The organism is Chryseobacterium sp. 1B4 (genome assembly GCF_036631475.1).
Lineage (GTDB): Bacteria > Bacteroidota > Bacteroidia > Flavobacteriales > Weeksellaceae > Chryseobacterium.
In genome coordinates this window covers 443,830-463,609 of sequence record NZ_JAPNUF010000007.1, presented here as the reverse complement: position 1 = coordinate 463,609, position 19,780 = coordinate 443,830, and the positions used below count along the sequence as shown (strand labels likewise).

18 protein-coding genes and 4 pseudogenes are annotated in these 19,780 nt (G+C 39.0%); 13 read left to right on the top strand and 9 right to left on the bottom strand.

Going from position 1 to position 19,780, the window contains the following annotated elements; all coding sequences use genetic code 11:
• The first annotated feature begins 12 nt into the window (after positions 1–12).
• The 7 genes and pseudogenes from cobA (at position 13) to OWR28_RS11605 (ending at position 9,023) form a co-directional block, all read left to right on the top strand.
• Positions 13–857: pseudogene (gene cobA / locus OWR28_RS11635) on the top strand (uroporphyrinogen-III C-methyltransferase).
• On the top strand, positions 847–1,539 hold the full coding sequence (locus tag OWR28_RS11630; RefSeq protein ID WP_332386736.1) for a flavodoxin domain-containing protein: 693 nt from the start codon (positions 847–849) through the stop codon (positions 1,537–1,539). The pseudogene cobA and the gene OWR28_RS11630 overlap by 11 nt, the downstream one beginning before the upstream one ends.
• Positions 1,527–2,558 (top strand): hypothetical protein, encoded by a 1,032-nt coding sequence (locus OWR28_RS11625; RefSeq protein ID WP_332387449.1) that lies wholly within the window; start codon positions 1,527–1,529, stop codon positions 2,556–2,558. Before OWR28_RS11630 ends, OWR28_RS11625 begins: the two co-directional genes overlap by 13 nt.
• A 31-nt stretch (positions 2,559–2,589) precedes the next feature.
• Positions 2,590–4,265: pseudogene (locus tag OWR28_RS11620) on the top strand (NADPH-dependent assimilatory sulfite reductase hemoprotein subunit).
• A gap of 359 nt (positions 4,266–4,624) precedes the next feature.
• Positions 4,625–7,501: a TonB-dependent receptor domain-containing protein gene (locus tag OWR28_RS11615; protein ID WP_332386735.1), complete on the top strand. Its 2,877-nt coding sequence runs from the start codon at positions 4,625–4,627 to the stop codon at positions 7,499–7,501.
• Positions 7,502–7,506: 5 nt separating this feature from the next.
• A pseudogene (locus tag OWR28_RS11610) lies at positions 7,507–7,821 on the top strand (precorrin-2 dehydrogenase/sirohydrochlorin ferrochelatase family protein); the annotation flags it as partial.
• Between the two features lie 149 nt (positions 7,822–7,970).
• Positions 7,971–9,023 carry a sulfite exporter TauE/SafE family protein gene (locus tag OWR28_RS11605; protein ID WP_332386733.1) on the top strand — a complete coding sequence of 351 codons (1,053 nt, stop codon included), beginning with the start codon at positions 7,971–7,973 and terminating at the stop codon, positions 9,021–9,023.
• A 286-nt stretch (positions 9,024–9,309) separates the two neighbouring features.
• On the opposite strand, the gene OWR28_RS11600 is transcribed toward OWR28_RS11605, so the two are convergent.
• The 7 genes and pseudogenes from OWR28_RS11600 to OWR28_RS11570 all read right to left on the bottom strand — a co-directional run bounded on the left by OWR28_RS11600 (position 9,310) and on the right by OWR28_RS11570 (position 13,827).
• Positions 9,310–9,765, bottom strand: coding sequence for a type 1 glutamine amidotransferase domain-containing protein (locus OWR28_RS11600; RefSeq protein ID WP_332386732.1), 456 nt, complete (start codon positions 9,763–9,765; stop codon positions 9,310–9,312).
• Entirely contained in the window at positions 9,726–9,983 is a 258-nt protein-coding gene (locus OWR28_RS11595; protein WP_332386731.1) for a hypothetical protein, read from the bottom strand. The genes OWR28_RS11600 and OWR28_RS11595 overlap by 40 nt, the downstream gene beginning before the upstream one ends.
• A 21-nt stretch (positions 9,984–10,004) precedes the next feature.
• A pseudogene (locus tag OWR28_RS11590) lies at positions 10,005–10,912 on the bottom strand (helix-turn-helix domain-containing protein).
• A 120-nt stretch (positions 10,913–11,032) separates the two neighbouring features.
• Positions 11,033–11,968 (bottom strand): NAD-dependent epimerase/dehydratase family protein, encoded by a 936-nt coding sequence (locus OWR28_RS11585; protein ID WP_332386730.1) that lies wholly within the window; start codon positions 11,966–11,968, stop codon positions 11,033–11,035.
• 545 nt (positions 11,969–12,513) lie between these two features.
• Positions 12,514–12,768: a DoxX family membrane protein gene (locus OWR28_RS11580; protein ID WP_332386729.1), complete on the bottom strand. Its 255-nt coding sequence runs from the start codon at positions 12,766–12,768 to the stop codon at positions 12,514–12,516.
• 127 nt (positions 12,769–12,895) lie between these two features.
• Positions 12,896–13,579 (bottom strand): polysaccharide deacetylase family protein, encoded by a 684-nt coding sequence (locus tag OWR28_RS11575; protein WP_332386728.1) that lies wholly within the window; start codon positions 13,577–13,579, stop codon positions 12,896–12,898.
• Entirely contained in the window at positions 13,543–13,827 is a 285-nt protein-coding gene (locus OWR28_RS11570) for a hypothetical protein (protein WP_332386727.1), read from the bottom strand. Before OWR28_RS11570 ends, OWR28_RS11575 begins: the two co-directional genes overlap by 37 nt.
• A 140-nt stretch (positions 13,828–13,967) precedes the next feature.
• Here OWR28_RS11570 and OWR28_RS11565 point away from each other — a divergent pair, with 140 nt between their 5' ends.
• The 3 genes from OWR28_RS11565 (at position 13,968) to OWR28_RS11555 (ending at position 15,574) form a co-directional block, all read left to right on the top strand.
• Positions 13,968–14,822 (top strand): AraC family transcriptional regulator, encoded by an 855-nt coding sequence (locus tag OWR28_RS11565; protein WP_332386726.1) that lies wholly within the window; start codon positions 13,968–13,970, stop codon positions 14,820–14,822.
• A 109-nt stretch (positions 14,823–14,931) separates the two neighbouring features.
• Positions 14,932–15,330, top strand: coding sequence for an NUDIX domain-containing protein (locus tag OWR28_RS11560; protein WP_332386725.1), 399 nt, complete (start codon positions 14,932–14,934; stop codon positions 15,328–15,330).
• A gap of 16 nt (positions 15,331–15,346) precedes the next feature.
• Positions 15,347–15,574 (top strand): hypothetical protein, encoded by a 228-nt coding sequence (locus tag OWR28_RS11555; RefSeq protein ID WP_047423096.1) that lies wholly within the window; start codon positions 15,347–15,349, stop codon positions 15,572–15,574.
• A gap of 62 nt (positions 15,575–15,636) precedes the next feature.
• On the opposite strand, the gene OWR28_RS11550 is transcribed toward OWR28_RS11555, so the two are convergent.
• Positions 15,637–16,128, bottom strand: coding sequence for a hypothetical protein (locus tag OWR28_RS11550; RefSeq protein ID WP_332386724.1), 492 nt, complete (start codon positions 16,126–16,128; stop codon positions 15,637–15,639).
• A 202-nt stretch (positions 16,129–16,330) separates the two neighbouring features.
• On the opposite strand from OWR28_RS11550, the gene OWR28_RS11545 reads away from it, so the two are divergent.
• Together OWR28_RS11545 and OWR28_RS11540 are read left to right on the top strand one after the other, a co-directional pair.
• Positions 16,331–17,542, top strand: a complete 1,212-nt coding sequence (locus tag OWR28_RS11545) for a hypothetical protein (protein WP_332386723.1) — start codon at positions 16,331–16,333, stop codon at positions 17,540–17,542.
• An 885-nt stretch (positions 17,543–18,427) separates the two neighbouring features.
• Positions 18,428–18,913, top strand: coding sequence for a hypothetical protein (locus tag OWR28_RS11540; protein ID WP_332386722.1), 486 nt, complete (start codon positions 18,428–18,430; stop codon positions 18,911–18,913).
• A gap of 51 nt (positions 18,914–18,964) precedes the next feature.
• Here OWR28_RS11540 and OWR28_RS11535 read toward each other — a convergent pair whose 3' ends face one another.
• On the bottom strand, positions 18,965–19,354 hold the full coding sequence (locus OWR28_RS11535) for a Fur family transcriptional regulator (RefSeq protein WP_002979333.1): 390 nt from the start codon (positions 19,352–19,354) through the stop codon (positions 18,965–18,967).
• A gap of 87 nt (positions 19,355–19,441) precedes the next feature.
• On the opposite strand from OWR28_RS11535, the gene OWR28_RS11530 reads away from it, so the two are divergent.
• Positions 19,442–19,780 carry a MerC domain-containing protein gene (locus tag OWR28_RS11530; RefSeq protein ID WP_332386721.1) on the top strand — a complete coding sequence of 113 codons (339 nt, stop codon included), beginning with the start codon at positions 19,442–19,444 and terminating at the stop codon, positions 19,778–19,780.

The window sequence follows — 19,780 nt, the reverse complement described above, 5'->3', positions numbered from 1 at the left end:
ACACCTACTTCAATGAAAACAAATATAAAATCACCAAAGGTTTACCTTATCGGTGCAGGGCCCGGCAACCCTGAACTGATCACGGTAAAAGCAGTAAAAGCGATTGCAGAAGCAGATATCATTTTATGTGACCGTCTTGTAAGTCCCGAGATTCTGGAAACCTACGTCAATAAAGACACAGAAATTATCTATGTAGGTAAAGAATGCAGCAAAAATGCTTCTACACCACAATCTCATATCAATATTTTAATGGTGGAATATGCCCGTCAGAATAAAACCATTGTAAGACTGAAAGGAGGAGATGTTTCCATATTCTCCAATATTCTTGATGAGCTGCAGGCTTTAAAGCAAAATCATATTCCTTACGAGATCATCCCGGGAATTACAGCGGCTTTAGGAGCAGCAGCCTTTGCAGGAATGCCTTTAACGGCAAGAGGTTATTCTACCTCCGTTCGTTTTCTGACGTATTATAAATCAGAAATTGTAACGGAAGAGTATTGGAAAGAACTTGCTTGCACCAATGATACCCTTGTTTTCTATATGTCTAAAGGAAACCTTACCCTCTTGTGGAAAAACTGAAAGAACTTCAGGTTTCAGGTGATAAAAAAATTGCAGTCATTGAACAGGCTACAACCCCTTTCCAAAAGGTATACACGTCATCATTTGATGATTTTGATGAAAAATTCGGAGACAAAAATTTTGCTTCGCCTTCATTGGTGATTGTGGGTAAAATTGTGAATCTCCATGAAGAATTTTCGTGGCTTGAAAATACGGAACAGGAAGGTCTTTATTTTAAATCGGTAGAAAACGGAAGTCTGATCCCTACCACTCAAAATTTCTTTGAATATGCTGTCTGAAACTAAATTAAATGTACTAAAACAAATCTCCATAGACTTTTCCAGAGATGAAGCCATATGGGCAAGCGGATATCTTGCAGGTATTGCCGGAGGAACTTCACTTACAGCCGTTCTGCCGCCACAGCAAACAAATGATATCGCACAGAATGCTGTAAAGAAAATAACACTGGCTTACGGTACAGAAACCGGAAACAGTAAAAAACTGGCTACTGCTCTGGCAGGTATCGTAAAGAAAAAAGGGCTTCAGGTAAAACTTGCAGACCTTTCCCAATACAAGCCTAAAGATCTTGTGAAAGAAGAATTCTTTTTTATAGTCATCAGTACCCAGGGAGAAGGCGAACCACCAGCACTTGCCAAAAAATTCTATGATTATATTTATGAAAATGAAATTGATCTCAGCGGACTTAAATATGGAGTGCTGGCATTGGGAGACAGCAGTTATCCGCTGTTTTGCCAAACCGGAGAAGATATAGATACCCGTTTTGAAATATTGGGTGCTCAGCGCATTATTCCATTGAAAAAGTGTGATATAGATTATGAACAGGAAGCTTCCCACTGGATAGAACATGTCTTTGAAACGGTTAATAAAAATGCTGGTCAGAGTACAAAAAGTGTTTCAAAACCAAAAGTCTCTTCCGGAAGAAAAAATATAAGGGAAAAGTTTCCGCCATCATCAATCTGAACGATATTACGTCTGAAAAAGAAACCTATCATATTGAAATTGAAACAGAAGAAGCGCTTAGTTATCAGCCAGGTGCGGCGTTGGGAGTAATCCCTTTCAATGCTAAAGAAATAGTCAATGAAATTATTACGCTGACCGGGATTGATCCTCAAAAGCAGATAGAAACACCGAAGGTTACAGCTCCTGTTGAAGAACTACTATGCAAGCATCTTAACATCAGCTATTTACTGAAATCAGTTGTTGCCCAGTATGCAAAAATAACGGGACATTCCATTCCGGAAGTCAGATTGAGCCTTCTTGACCTTCTTAGGATTTATCCTGTAAAAAATGCAGATGAATTTAAAGAAATCTTACAGATATTAACCGCTCAGGCACCTCGTCTCTATTCCATTTCTTCTTCTCCGGAGGCTCACGGTGATACCGAAATTCATATTACCGTTGCAAAATCAGAATTCTTTATTGATCATCAGAAGCATAATGGATTATGCAGTGGATTTCTAAGTGAATTTAAAGAAGGGGAAGAGCTGGAATTTTACATCCAGGATGCAGGACACTTTAAACTGCCGGAAGCTGATCAGGATATCATCATGATAGGGCCGGGAACAGGTATTGCACCATTCAGGTCTTTTCTTTGGGAACGTGATGCAACAGGTGCAGAGGGAAGAAACTGGCTGTTTTTCGGAGACAGAAACTTTGTATCAGATTTTCTTTATCAGGCTGAACTTCAGGACTTCCTTAAGACAGGCGGTCTGACCCATCTGGATCTTGCTTTTTCCAGAGATACCGCTGAGAAAGTATATGTTCAGCACAGATTAGAACAAAAATCTCAGGAAGTATTTTACTGGCTGGAAGGAGGCGCGTCAGTATACGTATGCGGCGCCAAAGAGCCCATGGCCAGGGACGTAGAACAAACACTCCTTAACATTATTCAGAATGAAGGAAAACGCAGCAAAGAAGACGCTGTAAACTATTTGGAAGAAATGGAATTAAGCGGCAGATATGCTAAAGATGTGTATTAAAAGAAGTACTCAAAAATCAAAGGTAACAGTTATGAACAACGATAAAGAAAATCTTTCACCGGTAGAAAGGATTAAAACCGGTAGTAACGGACTCAGGGGAACTTTAAAGGAAAGCCTTGCAGACAACTTCACCGGAGCCATAAGGGAAGATGACCAGACGCTGATCAAGTTCCACGGAATGTACCAGCAGGACGACAGAGACAGAAGGGAAGAGCGTGTTTCCAAAAAGCTGGAATGGCTGTATTCCTATATGATCAGATTAAGACTTCCCGGTGGTTTTTTAACTCCTGAACAATGGGTAGGCCTGAATGAAACGGCTGAAGACCATTCCACAGGAACCATTAAAGTAACCACAAGACAAACGATTCAGCTGCATGGGATTTTGAAATCTCATTTAAGACCCACCATTCAGAGCTTCAACCTGCAGCATCTGGATTCTATTGCGGCCTGTGGGGACGTGAACAGAAATGTAACCTGTACAGCCAATCCTTCGGAATCTCCTTTACAGCAGGAAGCGTATGAACTGGCAGGAAAAATCAGTGAAATGTGTCTTCCGAAAACCAAAGCTTACTATGATATCTGGATTGATGATGAACTTCTTGTAGATCGTAAAGCAGAAGAAGATCCTTTGTATCAGGACAGATATCTTCCGAGAAAACTGAAAATAGGAATTGCCGTTCCGCCCAATAATGATGTGGATGTATTCATCAATGATATCGCTTTAATCGCCATTACCGAAAACGATAAAATTGTGGGTTATAATATTGCTGCCGGAGGGGATTAGGTGCCACTCACGGAAATGAAGCTACTTATGCCCGTCTCGCCTCCATTCTTGGATTTTTAGATACGGAAGAAAAAGTATTAAAAGCCGTGTACGAAATCATCACGGTACAAAGAGACTTCGGAAACAGGAGCGACCGGAAATTATCAAGATTAAAATATACGATTGATAAATTGGGTATCGACCAGTACAGAGCTGAAGTGGAAAAGAGAACCGGATTCAGTTTTGAGCCGGCCCGTGAATTTACATTTACACAAAGAAAAGACCGCTACGGCTGGATACAGAATCATGAAGGTAAATGGTTCTATACCGTATTTGTAGAGCACGGAAGAATCCTTAATACAGCAGAATATTCTTTAAAATCGGGGTTATTAAAAATTGCGCAGACAGGAAAAGCCAATTTCCGTTTTACCTGCAACCAGAATCTTATTCTTGCTGATATTGATGAAAAAGATAAAGCTGAAATTGAAGCTATTTTAAAAGAACACAGAATTTCAGAACATACCGATGGAGCAAGTGCTTTACGCAAAAACTCTGTTGCGTGTGTAGCTTTAAACACCTGTTCACTGGCACTGGCTGAAGCCCAGCGTTATCTGCCTTCTCTGGTCACGAGAATAGAACCTATTCTTGAAAAATATGGTCTGCTGGAAGAAGATATCACGATCCGTATGACCGGCTGTCCCAACGGCTGCGGAAGATCTCCCAATGCTGAAATAGGATTTGTGGGAACAGCCTACGGGAAATATAATCTCCACATCGGAGGAGACCGCCTGGGAATGCGGCTGAATACAAAATTTAAAGAGAACATTGGTGAAGAAGAAATTCTGACCACGCTGGATGAACTTTTCGGGATTTATGTGCAGAAAAGACTGGAAGAAGAAACATTTGGTGATTTTTCATACCGTTACTTACTTAACCTAAATTAATTATATGGCTAATTTTCATGATGATCTGAAAAAAATAAAAAAATCAACCTCTTCATTTAGGCAGACGAATGTGTATGTGTTGTTGATGCTCTAGTAACAATACATATAAAGCTGTTTCAACTTTTTGAACCACGAGGAAAAGTTAATACACATTCTTTCATTGCAACCAAAGGTGAAGCAATCTCAGAATTCTATTAACGGCTTAAACCACCCCGTCAAAAATTAAAGAATTTTTGCCACCCCTCCGGAGGAGGGAATTCTAAGCCCTTCAATTGTAATATGAAACCATATTGAAGATTTTCATCATTAAAGGTAAAAATTCAGACAGCTTCATTCTCAACCTAAAAAATGAAGAAAAAATGAAAAACAAAAAGCAGGGAAATTTTCTACCAAAAGCAGGCATTATTGCATTTACATTTCTATTTTTTAACCTGGCAGAAGCACAGCAGCAACTCATAGAGCTTAGCGGTAGCATCAAAAATACAGGTACGCATAAAGGTCTCGATTCTGTAAAAGTACAGATCGAAAACACACAGGATACTGCATTAACCGATCAATCGGGTAATTTTAAGCTCAGAACAAGGGTTACCATTCCGTTCCGGGTGGTTATTCAGAAAGATGGGTTCACCGGCCAGACTGTAGAAATACTTTCACCTTCCAACAAAATAACGGTAGGCCTTAATCCTCAGAATACCATCATTGATGATGTGGTGATTTCAGCCTCCAGAGTTCCGGAAAAGATATTAAGATCACCAATAGCTATTGAGAAAATAGATATTAAAACCATCAGAGAAAGTCCGGCTGCTTCGTTTTATGAAACCCTGGAAAACGTAAAAGGATTACAGCTATTAACTTCCAGTCTTACGTTGAAAATTCCGAATTCAAGAGGTTTCAATTCACCGAACAACTTCCGTTTCATGCAGTTGGTTGATGGCGTTGATGTACAATCAGCAACCTTGGGCGTACCGCTGGGAAATGCCATAGGGCCTACAGAACTGGATATTCAGTCGATGGAAGTAACTCCCGGAGCCGCTTCAGCATTGTACGGAATGAATGCCATTAACGGACTCGCGAGCTTACAGACCAAAGATCCGTTTACCTCCGAAGGAATAAGCGTTTATTTCCGTGGCGGAGTTAACCATGTAGATAATGTGAGCCACAAAATAAGCTCCCTGGGTGAAAGCGCCATACGGTTTGCAAAAGTATTCAATAAAAACTTTGCCGTAAAGGTAAACGCTTCCTATTTCAGCGGAACAGACTGGATTTCCAATAACCAGACCGATCAGAACCCGGGATCATTAGTTACCGCCAATCCAAATTTTTCTCTGCCCAATAATCCCGCTGAAGATCTCTGGAATAAATACGGTGACGAAAGAAACAACCGTGTTGCCGTAAAAGTGGATTATAACGGCAAACCAACCACGTTCAATGTTTCCAGAACAGGATATCTTGAAAAAGATCTTGTGAGTCCTGATGTGAAGAACATTAAGCTTGATGCAGGATTATATTACCGTTTCGGAGATCAGTGGAAAGCATCCTATGTATATCGTTACGGCTTGCTGGATGGAACTTTTCAGAGAGGAAACAAAATCCGTCTGCAGAATGCCACGGTTCAGAATCATAAAGTGGAACTGACAGGAAAAGAATTAACATTCAGAGCTTATGTATCCATAGAAAATACCGGAGATTCCTATAACCTGAAGCCTTTAGCAGACAATCTTGATCTGACCAATCTTTCCAATGCCAACTGGAAAAATATATTCCAGACCGCACTTCAGAACAGCCTGAATGCCGGAACCAATCTTAATGATGCTTTCCTCCTTGCCCGCCGGGACGCCGATAAAAACAGGGCTGTACCGGGAACTGCAGCTTTTGAGCAGTTAAAGAACACCATCATAGGCATCAATAACTGGGATTCAGCGAATGCGGGAATTGCAGGAGCACCAGCAACTGGAGGAGCCAAGCTTGAACAGAAATCCCGCTTTTATCAGGGTGAACTTACTTATGATTTCAGCAGATTTGTGAAGATATTCAACCTTCTCGCAGGTGTGGACTACCGTTTATATAGCATTACTCCTGATGGAAACAATTTTGTAGATTTCAACCGTCCTGTCAATGAAAGGAATATTCTCTTAGCTGATAGTACCTTCGGAAAAGATGTTATCTATCAGAAATATGGAGCTTTTGCACAGATTACCAAACTTCTCTTTGATGATAAATTAAAAATCAATGCCGCTTTACGGATCGACAGAAATCCGGAATTTGAAGCCAAACTTAATCCAAGGATAAGTGTGGTTTATTCTCCGGTAAAACAGCATAATTTCAGGGCATCTTTTCAAAACGGATATCGTTTCCCTTCGTTATTTGAAGCACTTTCATTCGTCAACAACGGAAACGTAAGAAGAGTAGGAGGCCTTTCAAAAGTAAATAACGGATTAGGCTATCTGGAAAATTCCTACACATTGGCTTCCATCGATAAATTTACTTCAGCGGTAAATGCAGACGTAGATGCAGGAAAAACCCAAAGTCAGGCAGCTCAGGATAACAAACAGCTTTTAACAGTAGCCAATCTGCAGAAGTTACAGCCGGAAAAAATCAATTCATTTGAAGTAGGGTATAAGTCTGCTTTTTTCAATAATAAACTGGTGCTGGACTGGGATTTCTATTATAATATCTACGAAGGATTCCTTGGACAGGTAGAAGTGGCGGTGCCTAGAAACAGCCAGGTAGGAAGCAATGCAGCAGTCCTTGCAATGCTCGACAGAAGCAAGCAGGATCGTTACAGGGTGTATACCAACAGCAACAGTACCTACAAAAGCTATGGGACATCCCTTGGAATCCGTTATAATATTACAGGAAATTATAATGTTAATACCAATGTTTCTTATAATGATCTGGCTTCCAATAATACTTCAGACTTGTTTGTTACGGCTTTCAACACTCCGAAATGGATGGTGAATGTAAGTGTAGGAAACAGAGAGATTATCAAAAACATCGGATTTACGCTTGTTGCAAGATGGCAGAGCAGTTTTATGTGGGAAAGTCCTTTGGCATCCGGAGAAATTCCGGCCTATTATACGATTGACACCCAGGCTACATGGAAGCTGCCTGAAATTCATGCCAATATTAAAATCGGAGCGACCAATCTGCTGAACCGCCGTTACTTCCAGTATGCAGCAGGTCCCGAAATCGGAGGACTGTATTATCTCGCTTTTACTTATGATTTAAAACTGTAATCAGGATGAGCAATTCTTTATATCCCGTATTTTTAAAACTTGAAAACCTTTCACTGCTGATCATTGGCGGCGGAAAGGTTGCCCTTGAAAAATTAGAGTCAGTACTGGGAAACTCTCCGGATACATCCATCAGGCTGGTGGCGAAAGAAATTATCCCTGAAGTCAGAATCTTACAAAATCAGTTTTCCAATATTACCCTGCATGAAAGAGCATATAGTGATCATGATTTTAATGATACGGATCTTGCTATTATCGCAGTAAATGATATAGAACTGGCCGGGGAGATCAGAGAAAAAGCCCAGGAAAAAAGTGTGCTGGTGAATATTGCCGATAAGCCTGATCTGTGTGATTTTTATTTAGGCTCCATTGTCAAAAAGGAAGTCTTAAAATTGCTATTTCCACCAACGGGAAATCTCCGACTATCGCTAAAAGATTAAGAGAAACCTTCACAGAGGTTATCCCTGATGAAATGGATCATGTACTGGACAATATGCAGCATATCCGTAATCAGCTGACCGGAGACTTCAACTATAAAGTGAAAGAACTCAACAAAATCACGACAGAATACCTGACGGATGGAAAAACTTATTTAAAGCCGGACAAAGAAATTGAAAAACTGATCAGCATTACCAAAACAGCCCAGAGAAAAGCCAATATCTATCTGGCCATCATAGGTGTTTTACTTCTTTCCGGATTATTTGGACTTGTAGTTTATCAATTTAATCTTTCAGAAGATATCCAATATTTTCTGAACAAAGACGGCCATATTTTTTACTGGATGCTGTTTGCCGGTTTCATGGCAGAAATTGTTGCTGGATCTATGGGAATGGGCTATGGAGTAATCTGTACTACCATCCTTTTACTGCTGAATGTACCGCCACCTGTTGTGAGTGCAAGCATTCATTCTGCGGAATCTTTTACTACTGCTGCCGGAAGTTTCAGTCATTATAAATTGGGAAATGTCAATAAGAAAATGGTTTGGGTACTGTTTCCGCTGGCTATTGTAGGTTCTGTCATCGGTGCTTTAACACTTTCCCATTATGGCGAACATTATGCTCACATTGTAAAACCGATTATTGCCTGCTACACTCTGTATCTTGGAATTAATATCTTAAAAAATGCATTCAGAGATAAAAAGTCAGGGCTAATCAGAACCAAACGGAGAACCAATCTCAGAATATTAGGATTGGCTGGCGGCTTTATAGATTCTTTTGCAGGAGGAGGATGGGGCCCGTTGGTAACCGGAACGCTGATCAAAGAGGGAAGAATTCCCCGTTATGTTGTGGGAAGCTCTACTGTTGCCAAATTTTTACTGACTATAACAAGTGCAGTGACCTTCATCTTTACCATTGGTATCCATCACTGGAATATTGTGTTAGGGCTCTTGCTGGGTGGTGTTTTTACAGCTCCGTTTTCAGCAATGCTTACATCAAAGCTTCCGACAAAGAAAATGTTTGTGGTAGTGGGAATAGTGGTGATCATGATGAGTCTGGTGACAATAATAAAATCCTTTTTATCATAAGGAACAGCATCATAAATAACGCGAAGATTTTAATGTTTTACTTTAATCCGAGGAATCATAGGGAGAAAAATCAATAATTAGGATTTATTGATAGTATTATTACTCATTTTCAGTAAAAATCTGAAACCATTAAAACTTTGCGTTTTTTTACTTTTGAATGCTTTTTAAAACGTAAAGAATCTAATTTATTAACTTACCATTTCAAGGAAGCAAAGACAGGAATCAATAAATTGATTCTTTTTGAACGGATGTATAGCCAAAGCTATTATCATATCATTGCCTGTTTTTATTTTTCAAGTTCACGAACTACTACTTTAGCCATTTCTTTGGAACTGAAAGGATTTTGTCCTGTAATCAGATGCCCGTCAACCACAACATTGGAAGTCATCGGAATAAAAGCTTTTTTATAATGTACCCCCCGTTCTTTAAGGGCGGCTTCAAGATTAAAAGGGACTTCATTTTTCCTTCTTGCCAAAGTTTCTTCAAACCAGTCGAATCCTGTGATATTCTTATCTTTAATCATGTATTCACCATCCGAAAGTTTTACATTCAATAATCCTCCGACTCCATGGCAGATCGCTGCAACCATTTTACTATTTTCATATTGGTCTCTGAGCATCGTCTGTAAAGTTATATTATCAGGGAAATCATACATCGTTGCATGTCCGCCGGCCAGATAAATGCAATCGAAAGATTCATTCTTTACCGCATCAAGGCTCTTTGTATGGGCCAGTTCATCCATGAATTCAGGATTTTCATAATATTTTTTGAAATCCCATCCAGGACCAGAGGTTTCAGGCTTTCCGGATCAACAGGAGTATTTCCGCCTTTAGGGGAAGCTATGGCCATCTGCCAACCTAGCTCCTTTGCAGCATGGTAAATATGGGTAAGCTCACTCAGCCATAAACCTGTTTTAAGATGACCGCTGGCATACTGATCTACGTTCGTTACGACTAGCAATATTTTTTCATCATGATAATGTTAATTAAAAGATTTTCTGAATTCTAACGGTGAAACAGCAGTCTGATTTTTAAATAAACGGTGGAAGGACTGAGCATGTTCAAATCCTAAATTATAAGCAATTTCAGAAACAGATAAACTGGTAGTGGAAAGCAGCTCTTTAGCCTTTTCAATCACTCTGTTCTGAATATGCTGCTGTGTGGTCTGTCCCGTATGAACCCTTAACATATCACTCAGATAGTTGGGGCTGATATTCATTTGAGCTGCCACAAATTGTACCGTAGGAATCCCGTCGATCAGCAGTTTTCCATTTTTAAAATAATCGTCCAGTAAACTTTCAAGCTGGGTCAAGAGATCATGGTTCACTTTTTCCGGGTTAAAAACTGGCGGTTGTAGAATCTGTCGCAGTATTTCAACAGCAAATCGATATTGGATACCAGTAAATCCTGGGTAAAGCCATCCATATTGGCTTCAATTTCCCTGCTGATATTATCCAGAATATCCGTCACAGATTTTTCTTCTTTTTCCGAGAGGTACAACGCTTCATTGGTGGTATATGAAAAGTAGCCATAATCTTTTATTGTGGAAGCCAGCGGATATCCCTGCAGAAAATCCGGATGAATAACCAATACATTTCCCCTTACCTCAGCAAGCAGTATATCTTCAAACTGCAGTACCTGATGGGGAGCAATAAAATACATGATCCCATCTTCAAAATCATAATAATGCTGTCCGTATTTGCATCTTCCCGCACAGTCTTTTTTAATGGAAACTACGTAAAAATCGGTGGTTACTGAACTCAGGATCGTTTCAGGATCAATATTCACCTCATTAAAATCAAATACACTGATCAAAGGATGTGAGGGCCTTTTCAGGTTCAGATACTTATGCAATGCTGTGATCGAGGTTACTTTTTCGGGAGCTTTCATTTTATTTCTTTTTACTACCCCGTCAAAAATTCTTTGAATTTTTGCCACCCCTCAAAGGAGGGGAATATTTTGCCCTTCGGTTGCGGTGATGGCGTCTCTAAGGTACTTATTTTAACAGGATTATTTTGCTTTTTGCTGTTCTTTTTTTATTTGTTCTATTCCCAGTCTGTAGGCCGTTACCTGAAACTCCGGGAATCTTTTCCTGAATTTTGAGTCATCAAACAGATTATCATATTGATATCTTGGAAGCAGCTCTTTTAGTTCTTTTGCATTTTTACTGAACAGTGATCCTATACTAAAAGCCAGCTTCGGAATCACAGAATACCTGAATTCTTTCCCGTAGACCTGAGAAACCAGAGCAATGAATTCTTTGTAGTTCATCTTGTGGCTATCCACCGGTAAGTGCCAGGTCTGGCCATAGGCATCCGGTGTATTTCCAATGAGAGCAGTTGCACGGCTGGCATCAGGGGTCCAGATAAGGCTTCTTATCTTATCATCCCTCAAAGGAACCTTTAGTTTTTTACCATCTTTAATGGCGTTGAAGATAAGGGTATTGGTAATACTTTGGGTTTTTCCCGGGCCATAAAACTCAGGGGCCCTGCAGATAACAGCATCTATTGTTCCGGCTTTCATTTCTTCCAAAAGCATATCTGCCATCTGCTTTCTTACGATTCCTTTTCTTCCTACAGGAGCAAAACGGGTTTGTTCCGTCAGAATCTCATTATTTTGAGGATACATGTACGTGTTATCAAAAAACACCAGTTTTGTTCCGTTGATTTTACAGGCTTCAATAACATTTTTCATGATGGTCAAAAACTGTCTTTCCCATAAATCTGTATCCATAGGAAGGCCAAGGGTAAAATAAGCAATTTCACTTCCTTTCACGGCTTCTATTGCTTTTTCTCTATCTGATAAATCTGCTGAAAACAGAGTATCAGTTTCATTCACTTTTTTGGCATTTCTGCTCACAATGCGGATGTCTGAAGTATAATTTCTCTTCAGTTCTCTTGCCAGTTCTTCACCAATCTGCCCATTGGCACCTAATATAGTTTGCATCGTTTTTTATTTTGAGGGTTAGCTGTTTCACTGAAAATCAATTGAATACTTTCAGTTGCTTTTATTTCTGATACAAAATTCGGGCATAATTATAAAAACAGAGTAGCTGAATCTATGGAAGTTGTAACATAATCTCTGAACAATGTAAAAAAGCAGGAAAATAATCAGGCTGAGTAAGTAAAAATACAGCAATGAATCATTATTTTAACCACAAAAGGCACAAAAGTTTTAAACACTTCAATTTTTCATACAACACTTAGTGTGTACTTTCCTGCGGTATCATTTTAAACTTACTTAAATGAGCTTAGGTGCTTTAAAATGAAGCCTTTTGTGACTTTTGTGGTTTGGTAAAGTTTAAACAACTTTATAATAATCAGGTATAATTCTTTACGCTCTCAGCCTTACTGATCTTTATTTTCGATCCAAAGCCAGGTAATTATCCTCAATTCTGCTGATCAGAATATAGAACAGACCTGCATAGATCATCTGAATCCCCATTGCTTCCCAGTTTTCAACAGTACTGCTTCCGAAAAGGAGCAGGATAATCAGGAGGCTCCGGCCATGGCAGCAATACGGGTTTTAAATCCAATAATTAGCAGCACACCAATTGTAAATTCGAGAAAAGGGAGCGTAATGCCAAAAAGGTGAACCAACGGCTGTGGAAGCCAGCTTGTTTCAAAACCTTTCATCATTCCTGATGCAAAATCCTGTAATTTTACCAGTCGGACCAATCCGTGTCCTAAAAAATTGATTCCCATCGACACACGAAGGAAAAAATAGGCTGTTTTTGTATTATTCATAAAGGTATTTTTGGATGGAAGCGGGAAGGTATAAGTCTGCTATGATTCACTTTATTGTGTTTATCAATTATGCTGTAACTTGTTTTTAAGGTCTTCAATAACTTCCTTCCTCCAGCCTCCAGCTTCCTTACTTATTAAACTTTTCTTCACTGTTATCAACCGGAGTATCCGGATCATTCATCACCATTTTTGCTATATCATCTTTTCTCATAAAGACAACACCCTGCTTTTCTCTGGTATATCTGATGAATTCCTCCATGGCATGTACCATTGCCGGCGTCCCGCCAATTCTGTCATGAAAACTGATGCTCATCATCCTTCTTTTAGAAGCTCCTTCTTCATACAGGCGGTCAAATTCAAACTTCAGCTGTGCCAGAAACTGATCCGGGCTCCAATGCTTTCCTTCTATAGTAACGATATCATTGTTCCGTAACGTATAAGGAATGACCACAAAATTTTTCCCTTTTACTTTTGTAATAAAAGGCTCATCATGGCTCAGGTCGTCTATATGATATAAAAAACCCAGCTCCTGCAATACCTTAAGGGTATTCGGGCCTCTTCTCAGCCAATTACAGTTATAACCTACCGCTTTCTGCCCGGTAATCTTTTCCACTACATCTACACCCTGTTTTACAAAATTCAGCTCATCAGCATAACTTTTATTCCATTGATTATCCCAGGCAATGCCGTGAGCGGCAATTTCATGACCTCCTTTTGCAATAGCTTTAGCCACATCAGGATACTTTTCAGCAGCAGTTCCCACCACATGAGAAGTTACTTTGATATCATATTTTTTCCATAAATCCAGCATCCTGTAAATTCCTTCATTCCCGCCATACCGGTACCAGCTTTCTGCGGGAAGATCAGGTTGTCCTTTGGGCAGGGAGTACCGCTGAACGGACTTTCAGCACCTTCAGGCTGTCCGCCTGTTTCAAACTGCATAGAAACGGAAATAACCAGCTGAGCCCCGTTCGGCCAGTATTTTTTGGTTGGAACCTGTGCCTGAGACAGCTCCTTTTTCTCTCTTTTATCCTTATCATGATGGTCGGAAAAGGACATTAAAACGATTGTTGAAGCAAGCAACAATACTGATTGTTTTATATATTTCATTTTGAATGTATTGATAAGGCAAAATTCATCAATAATCACTCAGTCTGTATTGTAAAAATTAATGGTAAATTTGTAAAAATCCATTTTTTATGAAGCGAATTGTTAATTTTAATTCTTTTAATGTTTTCAGTATTGAAAAGGAAATATGGGATGTTGAATATCATAACCATAACTTTTATGAGCTGATTATTATAGAGCATGGCAAAGGATTTCATCACCTCAACAACGTAACTTTTCCCTACAAAAAAGGAGATGTTTTCCTTTTGAGGCCAAGTGATGCCCATGAATTCACCATTACAGGTAAAACACGTTTCATTTATATAAAATTTACCGAACAGTATATCTGGCAGAACCATTTGTCCCACCAAAATAATGAGCTTAAAAAAATGGTTCAGCTTCTGATGGAAAACCATTCTTTTGTATATGAATCCGTGATTAAAAATAAAACAGATAGAGTACACCTGTTACGGCTGGCCCGGATTCTTCTATATGAATTCAGCCATAAAAACATGTACAATAAAGAGATCACGGCTGATCTTTTTTCATCCGTTATTACAATTCTGATCCGAAATACAATACATACCAGTACTGCCAAAGAATGGATGACCCAAAATCTGAGCAGAATTGAAAAGATACTGTACTATATCAATGTCAACGCTCTGGATGCTGATAAAATGAAAATTGAGAACCTGGCTGAAGAATTTATGCTTTCACCCAATTATATCAGTATTTATATCAAAAAACAGACAGGTTTTTCCATACAGCAGCACGTTATGCAGCATAAAATGAAAACTGCTGAAAAGCTCTTGCTTCAAAGCCGTTATAATATCAGTGAAATTGCCGACAAACTGGGCTTCAATGATGCAAGCCACTTCAATAAAATATTCAAAACATACAAACAAATGTCACCCTCTGGGTTTAAAAAGAAAAGTATATCCTATTGACCATCCGGTTATATATTTTTCATATCTTTAATAATCAAATCCTTACGTCCATGAAAACAAGTGCTGGTATTTTGCTTTTTAAAAAAGAAAAAAACAGTCTGTATTATTTTTGGTACATCCCGGTGGTCCTTTCTGGAAAAATAAAGACCTTGGAGCATGGTCTATTCCCAAAGGTGAAATTCTTGCTGATGAAAATCCATTGGAACGCGCCCTGACAGAATTTGAAGAAGAAACGGGTAAAACCCTAGACGGAAAGTTTATCGAACTGTCACCCATTAGGCAGAAAGGAGGAAAAACCGTTTATGCCTGGGCCTTAGAAAGCGATCTTGACACTTCAGGTCTTTACAGCAATAGTTTTCCATTGGAATGGCCTCCCAAATCCGGTAATATAATGGAAATTCCGGAAGTAGATCAATGGCAATGGTTCCCTTCAGAAGAAGCGCAGCAGCGCATCAATACAGCGCAGAAAGATTTTATCACAGAACTTGAACATATAATGAATCAATAACACCTAAAACAAAACCATGAAAAAATTAAACAGAAAAACATTGAAAAACATTATCGGGGAGATCGGTATTGAGCTTAATCTTCCTCTTCCCGTAGGCGTTTGCCTTGGGAACCTGCTTTCTCTATGCCCGCCCCATTCCCATTGCCGGGCAGATGAAAGATGTTATCCTGATGCTGCAGGTCCCTGCATTAACGGGTTGTGTCCTTCAGGTTATCACTGCCATTCGGGAGAATGTGTACGGTAATATATCAAAAAATAAAACGTTTATCAGCCTGATAAACGTTTTATTTTATATATCTCAAAGTTTTACCTTTTTATTCCGATCGCTTTTAATGCACTGGATGTTAAAAAAATATCATCAAAAACTGTAAGTGATTCCACATCATTATATCCTGTAGGGATCAGATCATTTTTATTAAAAGATAATTCAATGGAAGGATCATATGCAGCGATGATTCTCACCTTTGAATATCCGTTATAATCTACCTTAAAGCCCTCAAACATACAGTTCTGTTCTGCCTTCTGATATTCTGCATATTCTTCAAATCCGGCAACATCCGTTCTTTTCCCGTCATTATGCCCCAGGGATTTCCATTCCGTATAATTTTTAGGTTCTTTCAGAATATTCCCTTTACGGTCTACGGGAACAAACATTCCAAGAGTCAAGCGCTTCTTTAAGAAATTGGCATAATTATTCATCAGATTCAAAATCTGAAGATCGGCATACCCTTCGTGAGAATAATACTCCAGCACGAAAGTGGTCATCGGAATCAGCTTATGAGAAGCATCAGTCGGCATAATTAGTCTTTACTTTTTTTGGCCGATAAAAATAGTATTTTTATTTACTTTACCCAATGGGAGATGATGAATAGCATGGAATTTATACCGATTCTGAATAACAATAATCGTAGGAAAGCCCTTGATTTTTCAGTAATTTTGAAGGAAATAACAGTATAATAATAACAAAACCTTTTCTAAAAAGGTTTGCACCAATGACAATATGTTGAAAAAGATATTATTAGGAACCAGCATCATTCAATGCTGCTTTTACAATACTATGGCTCAGAAACCAGGTGAAAAGCCGGTTTATACATCAGAATGGGGACATCTCTTCCGTGAAAAAGGAAATAATAAAGATCTTTTAGGAATCTTTTCTACAGAAGCACCTGTTTATCTTCTGGATTCTACCCAGACACAATACAAAGTACAGGTAAGCAACGGGGATATCGGTTTCATAGACCGCCAGCCTTTACAAAAAACCATGCACGGCAATAAATCTTCCGGCGAACCAGCCCAGTATTTCTACCGTGGGCCGCAGGGACAGCAATGTCCGCATTTCTATATACAGGTATCGGAACTTCGGGTGCGAAAAGGTCCTACAACAGAAAGTACGCCGGTACGGAGAGCTGCTTTAAATGAGTTGGTCTGTATTGATTATGTTCCTTTATATCAGGATGGCTGGGTTTATATTGGTGATCATTTCCATGAAAATCCGGAATATATCCAGATGAAGTACCTTGGTTCTGAACTTACCTACGAAAAAGTGCTGAAAGACTATCTTGCAGTAAAAGGTAAAAACAAAGAAAAAGAATTGACGCAGGCTGGAAGGTTACGTGAAATCGCCTGGATGGAGGATAAAAATCTTAAACAGGCTTTACAGTACTGGAAAGAATCCAATGCCGGTATAGAAAACACGAAAACAGATATCGACTTTGAACTTCTTCTGGCAGAGCAGTTTGCAAAAAAACCTGGAACAAAGGACTATGAAAAGAAATTAAAAACTCTGAACATGCATTTCTTATGGAAAGAAACCGCACTTTTTGACGGCAAAATAACAGACTCCCAGATGAAAAAACTGGAAATGCAGAGAGTGAATGATATTCCCGATATGCCGGAATGCGGATGGGAACCTCAATACTTCTATAAAACACCTGACATCATCGTTGCTTTTGAAGAATATAAAGGAAAAATTTCCGGAAGCATCTACAAAATGTCTTTTACCAACGGTGAAGCTTTGGTTTTAGGAAATGAGCGTATGGATTCCAATTATGATGAAAGGAGTTTTGTAACCCGTTTTGGGGATCTGCTTTCATCACACTGGATTTCCTCTCCACACGAATATCATATCCAGAATGGGGATGCAGGACTTTTATTTTTACCTTTAAAGACGGAAAGCTTTTCAGCTATGAATGTATGTACTATTGCTAAATGAATCCTTAATTATACTTATCAATAGAAGCGGGCTAAAGCCCGCTTATTTATTATCCACCATTTCAAATGCATCAGCCAAACCTATACGATATTAAGTTTCGGCTGAAGCCGAACTATCTGTATGCAATTGTTAGATCGGGCTAAAGCCCGTTCCTATTGAATATTCATACCATTCTCAGATATAATACCAGGTTTATGTATCAATAGAAGCGGGCTTTAGCCCGCTTATTTTATTATCCGCCATTTCAAATGCTTCAGCCAAACCTATACGATATTAAGTTTGCGGCTGAAGCCGAACTATCTGTATGCAATTGTTAGATCGGGCTAAAGCCCGTTCCTATTGAATATTCATACCATTCTCAGATATAATACCAGGTTTATGTATCAATAGAGGCGGGTTTTAACCCGCTTATTTCATCATCCGCCATTTCAAATGCTTCAGCCAAACCTATACGATATTAAGTTTCGGCTGAAGCCGAACTATCTGTATGCAATTGTTAGAACGGGCTAAAGCACGTTCCTATTGAATATTCATACCATTCTCAGATATAATACAGGTTTATGTATCAATAGAGGCGGGTTTTAACCCGCTTATTTCATCATCCGCCATTTCAAATGCTTCAGCCAAACCTATACGATATTAAGTTTCGGCTGAAGCCGAACTATCTGTATGCAATTGTTAGAACGGGCTAAAGCACGTTCCTATTGAATATTCATACCATTCTCAGATATAATACCAGGTTTATGTATCAATAGAGGCGGGTTTTAACCCGCTTATTGATTAATGACCCTATCAACGGCTTCAGCCAAAAATTAAAATATTATCCAACATAAGTGATTAAATTTGAAAGGTGTATCTTTACCACACCAAACAAAATATTATTATATGTCATTTATCACACCGGAAGGAGCCAGGAAGGCTCAGCTATCCTTATCTGAAAGAGCGCCCGTTGCGCATGCTCTTCTTTCAGGAGCAGAAAATATTTCGAAATACAACAGTGGAGTATGTCATGATGCTGTAGCGTATGCATTATATATGCGCGGTGCATCTATAAGCCCTTCTCAACTGGCAGAATCAGCCGGACAAAAATGGTTAACCGTATTTAACTATCCGGCAGGGGAAAAATGGGACGGATATTCGCCAATCCCGGCAGGAAAAGCAATCGGTTTCTACAGACTGATTGATAAAAGCTGGTTTCATTCAGCAGTTACTACAGGAAAAGGAAATGAAATCAGATCCGTTAATGGATTTTCATTAGGATCTGCATGGTCTGTACCTGTAGACATGAAATGGGTATTAGGTAAAAAGAATGCTGACGGTACCTTCAATTATGATGGAACCAAAATAGAAGTCTATATCTCTTCCTTATAACAAATCACAAAGGTAAAAAAGCAGATCAATACGCTTTTTTACCTTTTCGCTTTAAGCATCAGCACATTTCGGACATATCCCGCTGATAATAAAATTGTACTCCTGTGCAATAAAGTGTTCCGGCAAACTGATTTCCGGAATCGCATTTTCAATACACGTTACAGAATGACATTCTTTGCAGTTGAAATGAACATGATTGTGAAAATGCTGTTCATGTGTACATTTTCCGCTGCACTTTGCAAAATTTACCACCCCGTCAATATTAACGATCTTGTGTATGGCACCTTCGTTTTCAAGCCTTTCCAATACCCTGTAAATGGTTACCCTGTTACACAGATCACCTAATTTCTTCTGAATATCAGAATGCGTAAGGGCTACATCCGAACCATTGATAAGGTTTAAAATTTCAGTCTTGGCATGCGTATTTCTGACCTGTTTCATATTTTAATGCAACAAAGTTGCGATATTTAATTTTTTATTTCTACTTTTGCAACAAAGTTACAATAAGAAAATTAATTCTGGACTATTATGAAATCAAAAATTCTTGATGCTGTAGGAATCTCCGCTGCTGTTCTATGCCTGATTCATTGTATTGTTTTCCCGTTATTATTAATTGTTCCCTTAGGAATATCACACAATCCTTATATTGATCTCGCGTTTCTTTGTATTGGGGCTGTTGTTGTTTTCAGGGTAACCAAAAAGATAGAAAAACGCTGGCTAAAGATTTTATTCTGGACTTCTGTTTCTCTCATCTCTATTTCCATCCTCACCGATATACTATTGGAGATTCATGTGCCATTGATCTATATCGGAACTGCAGGCTTAATAACCGGCCACCTTATCAATTTTAAAAATCACAAACATTAA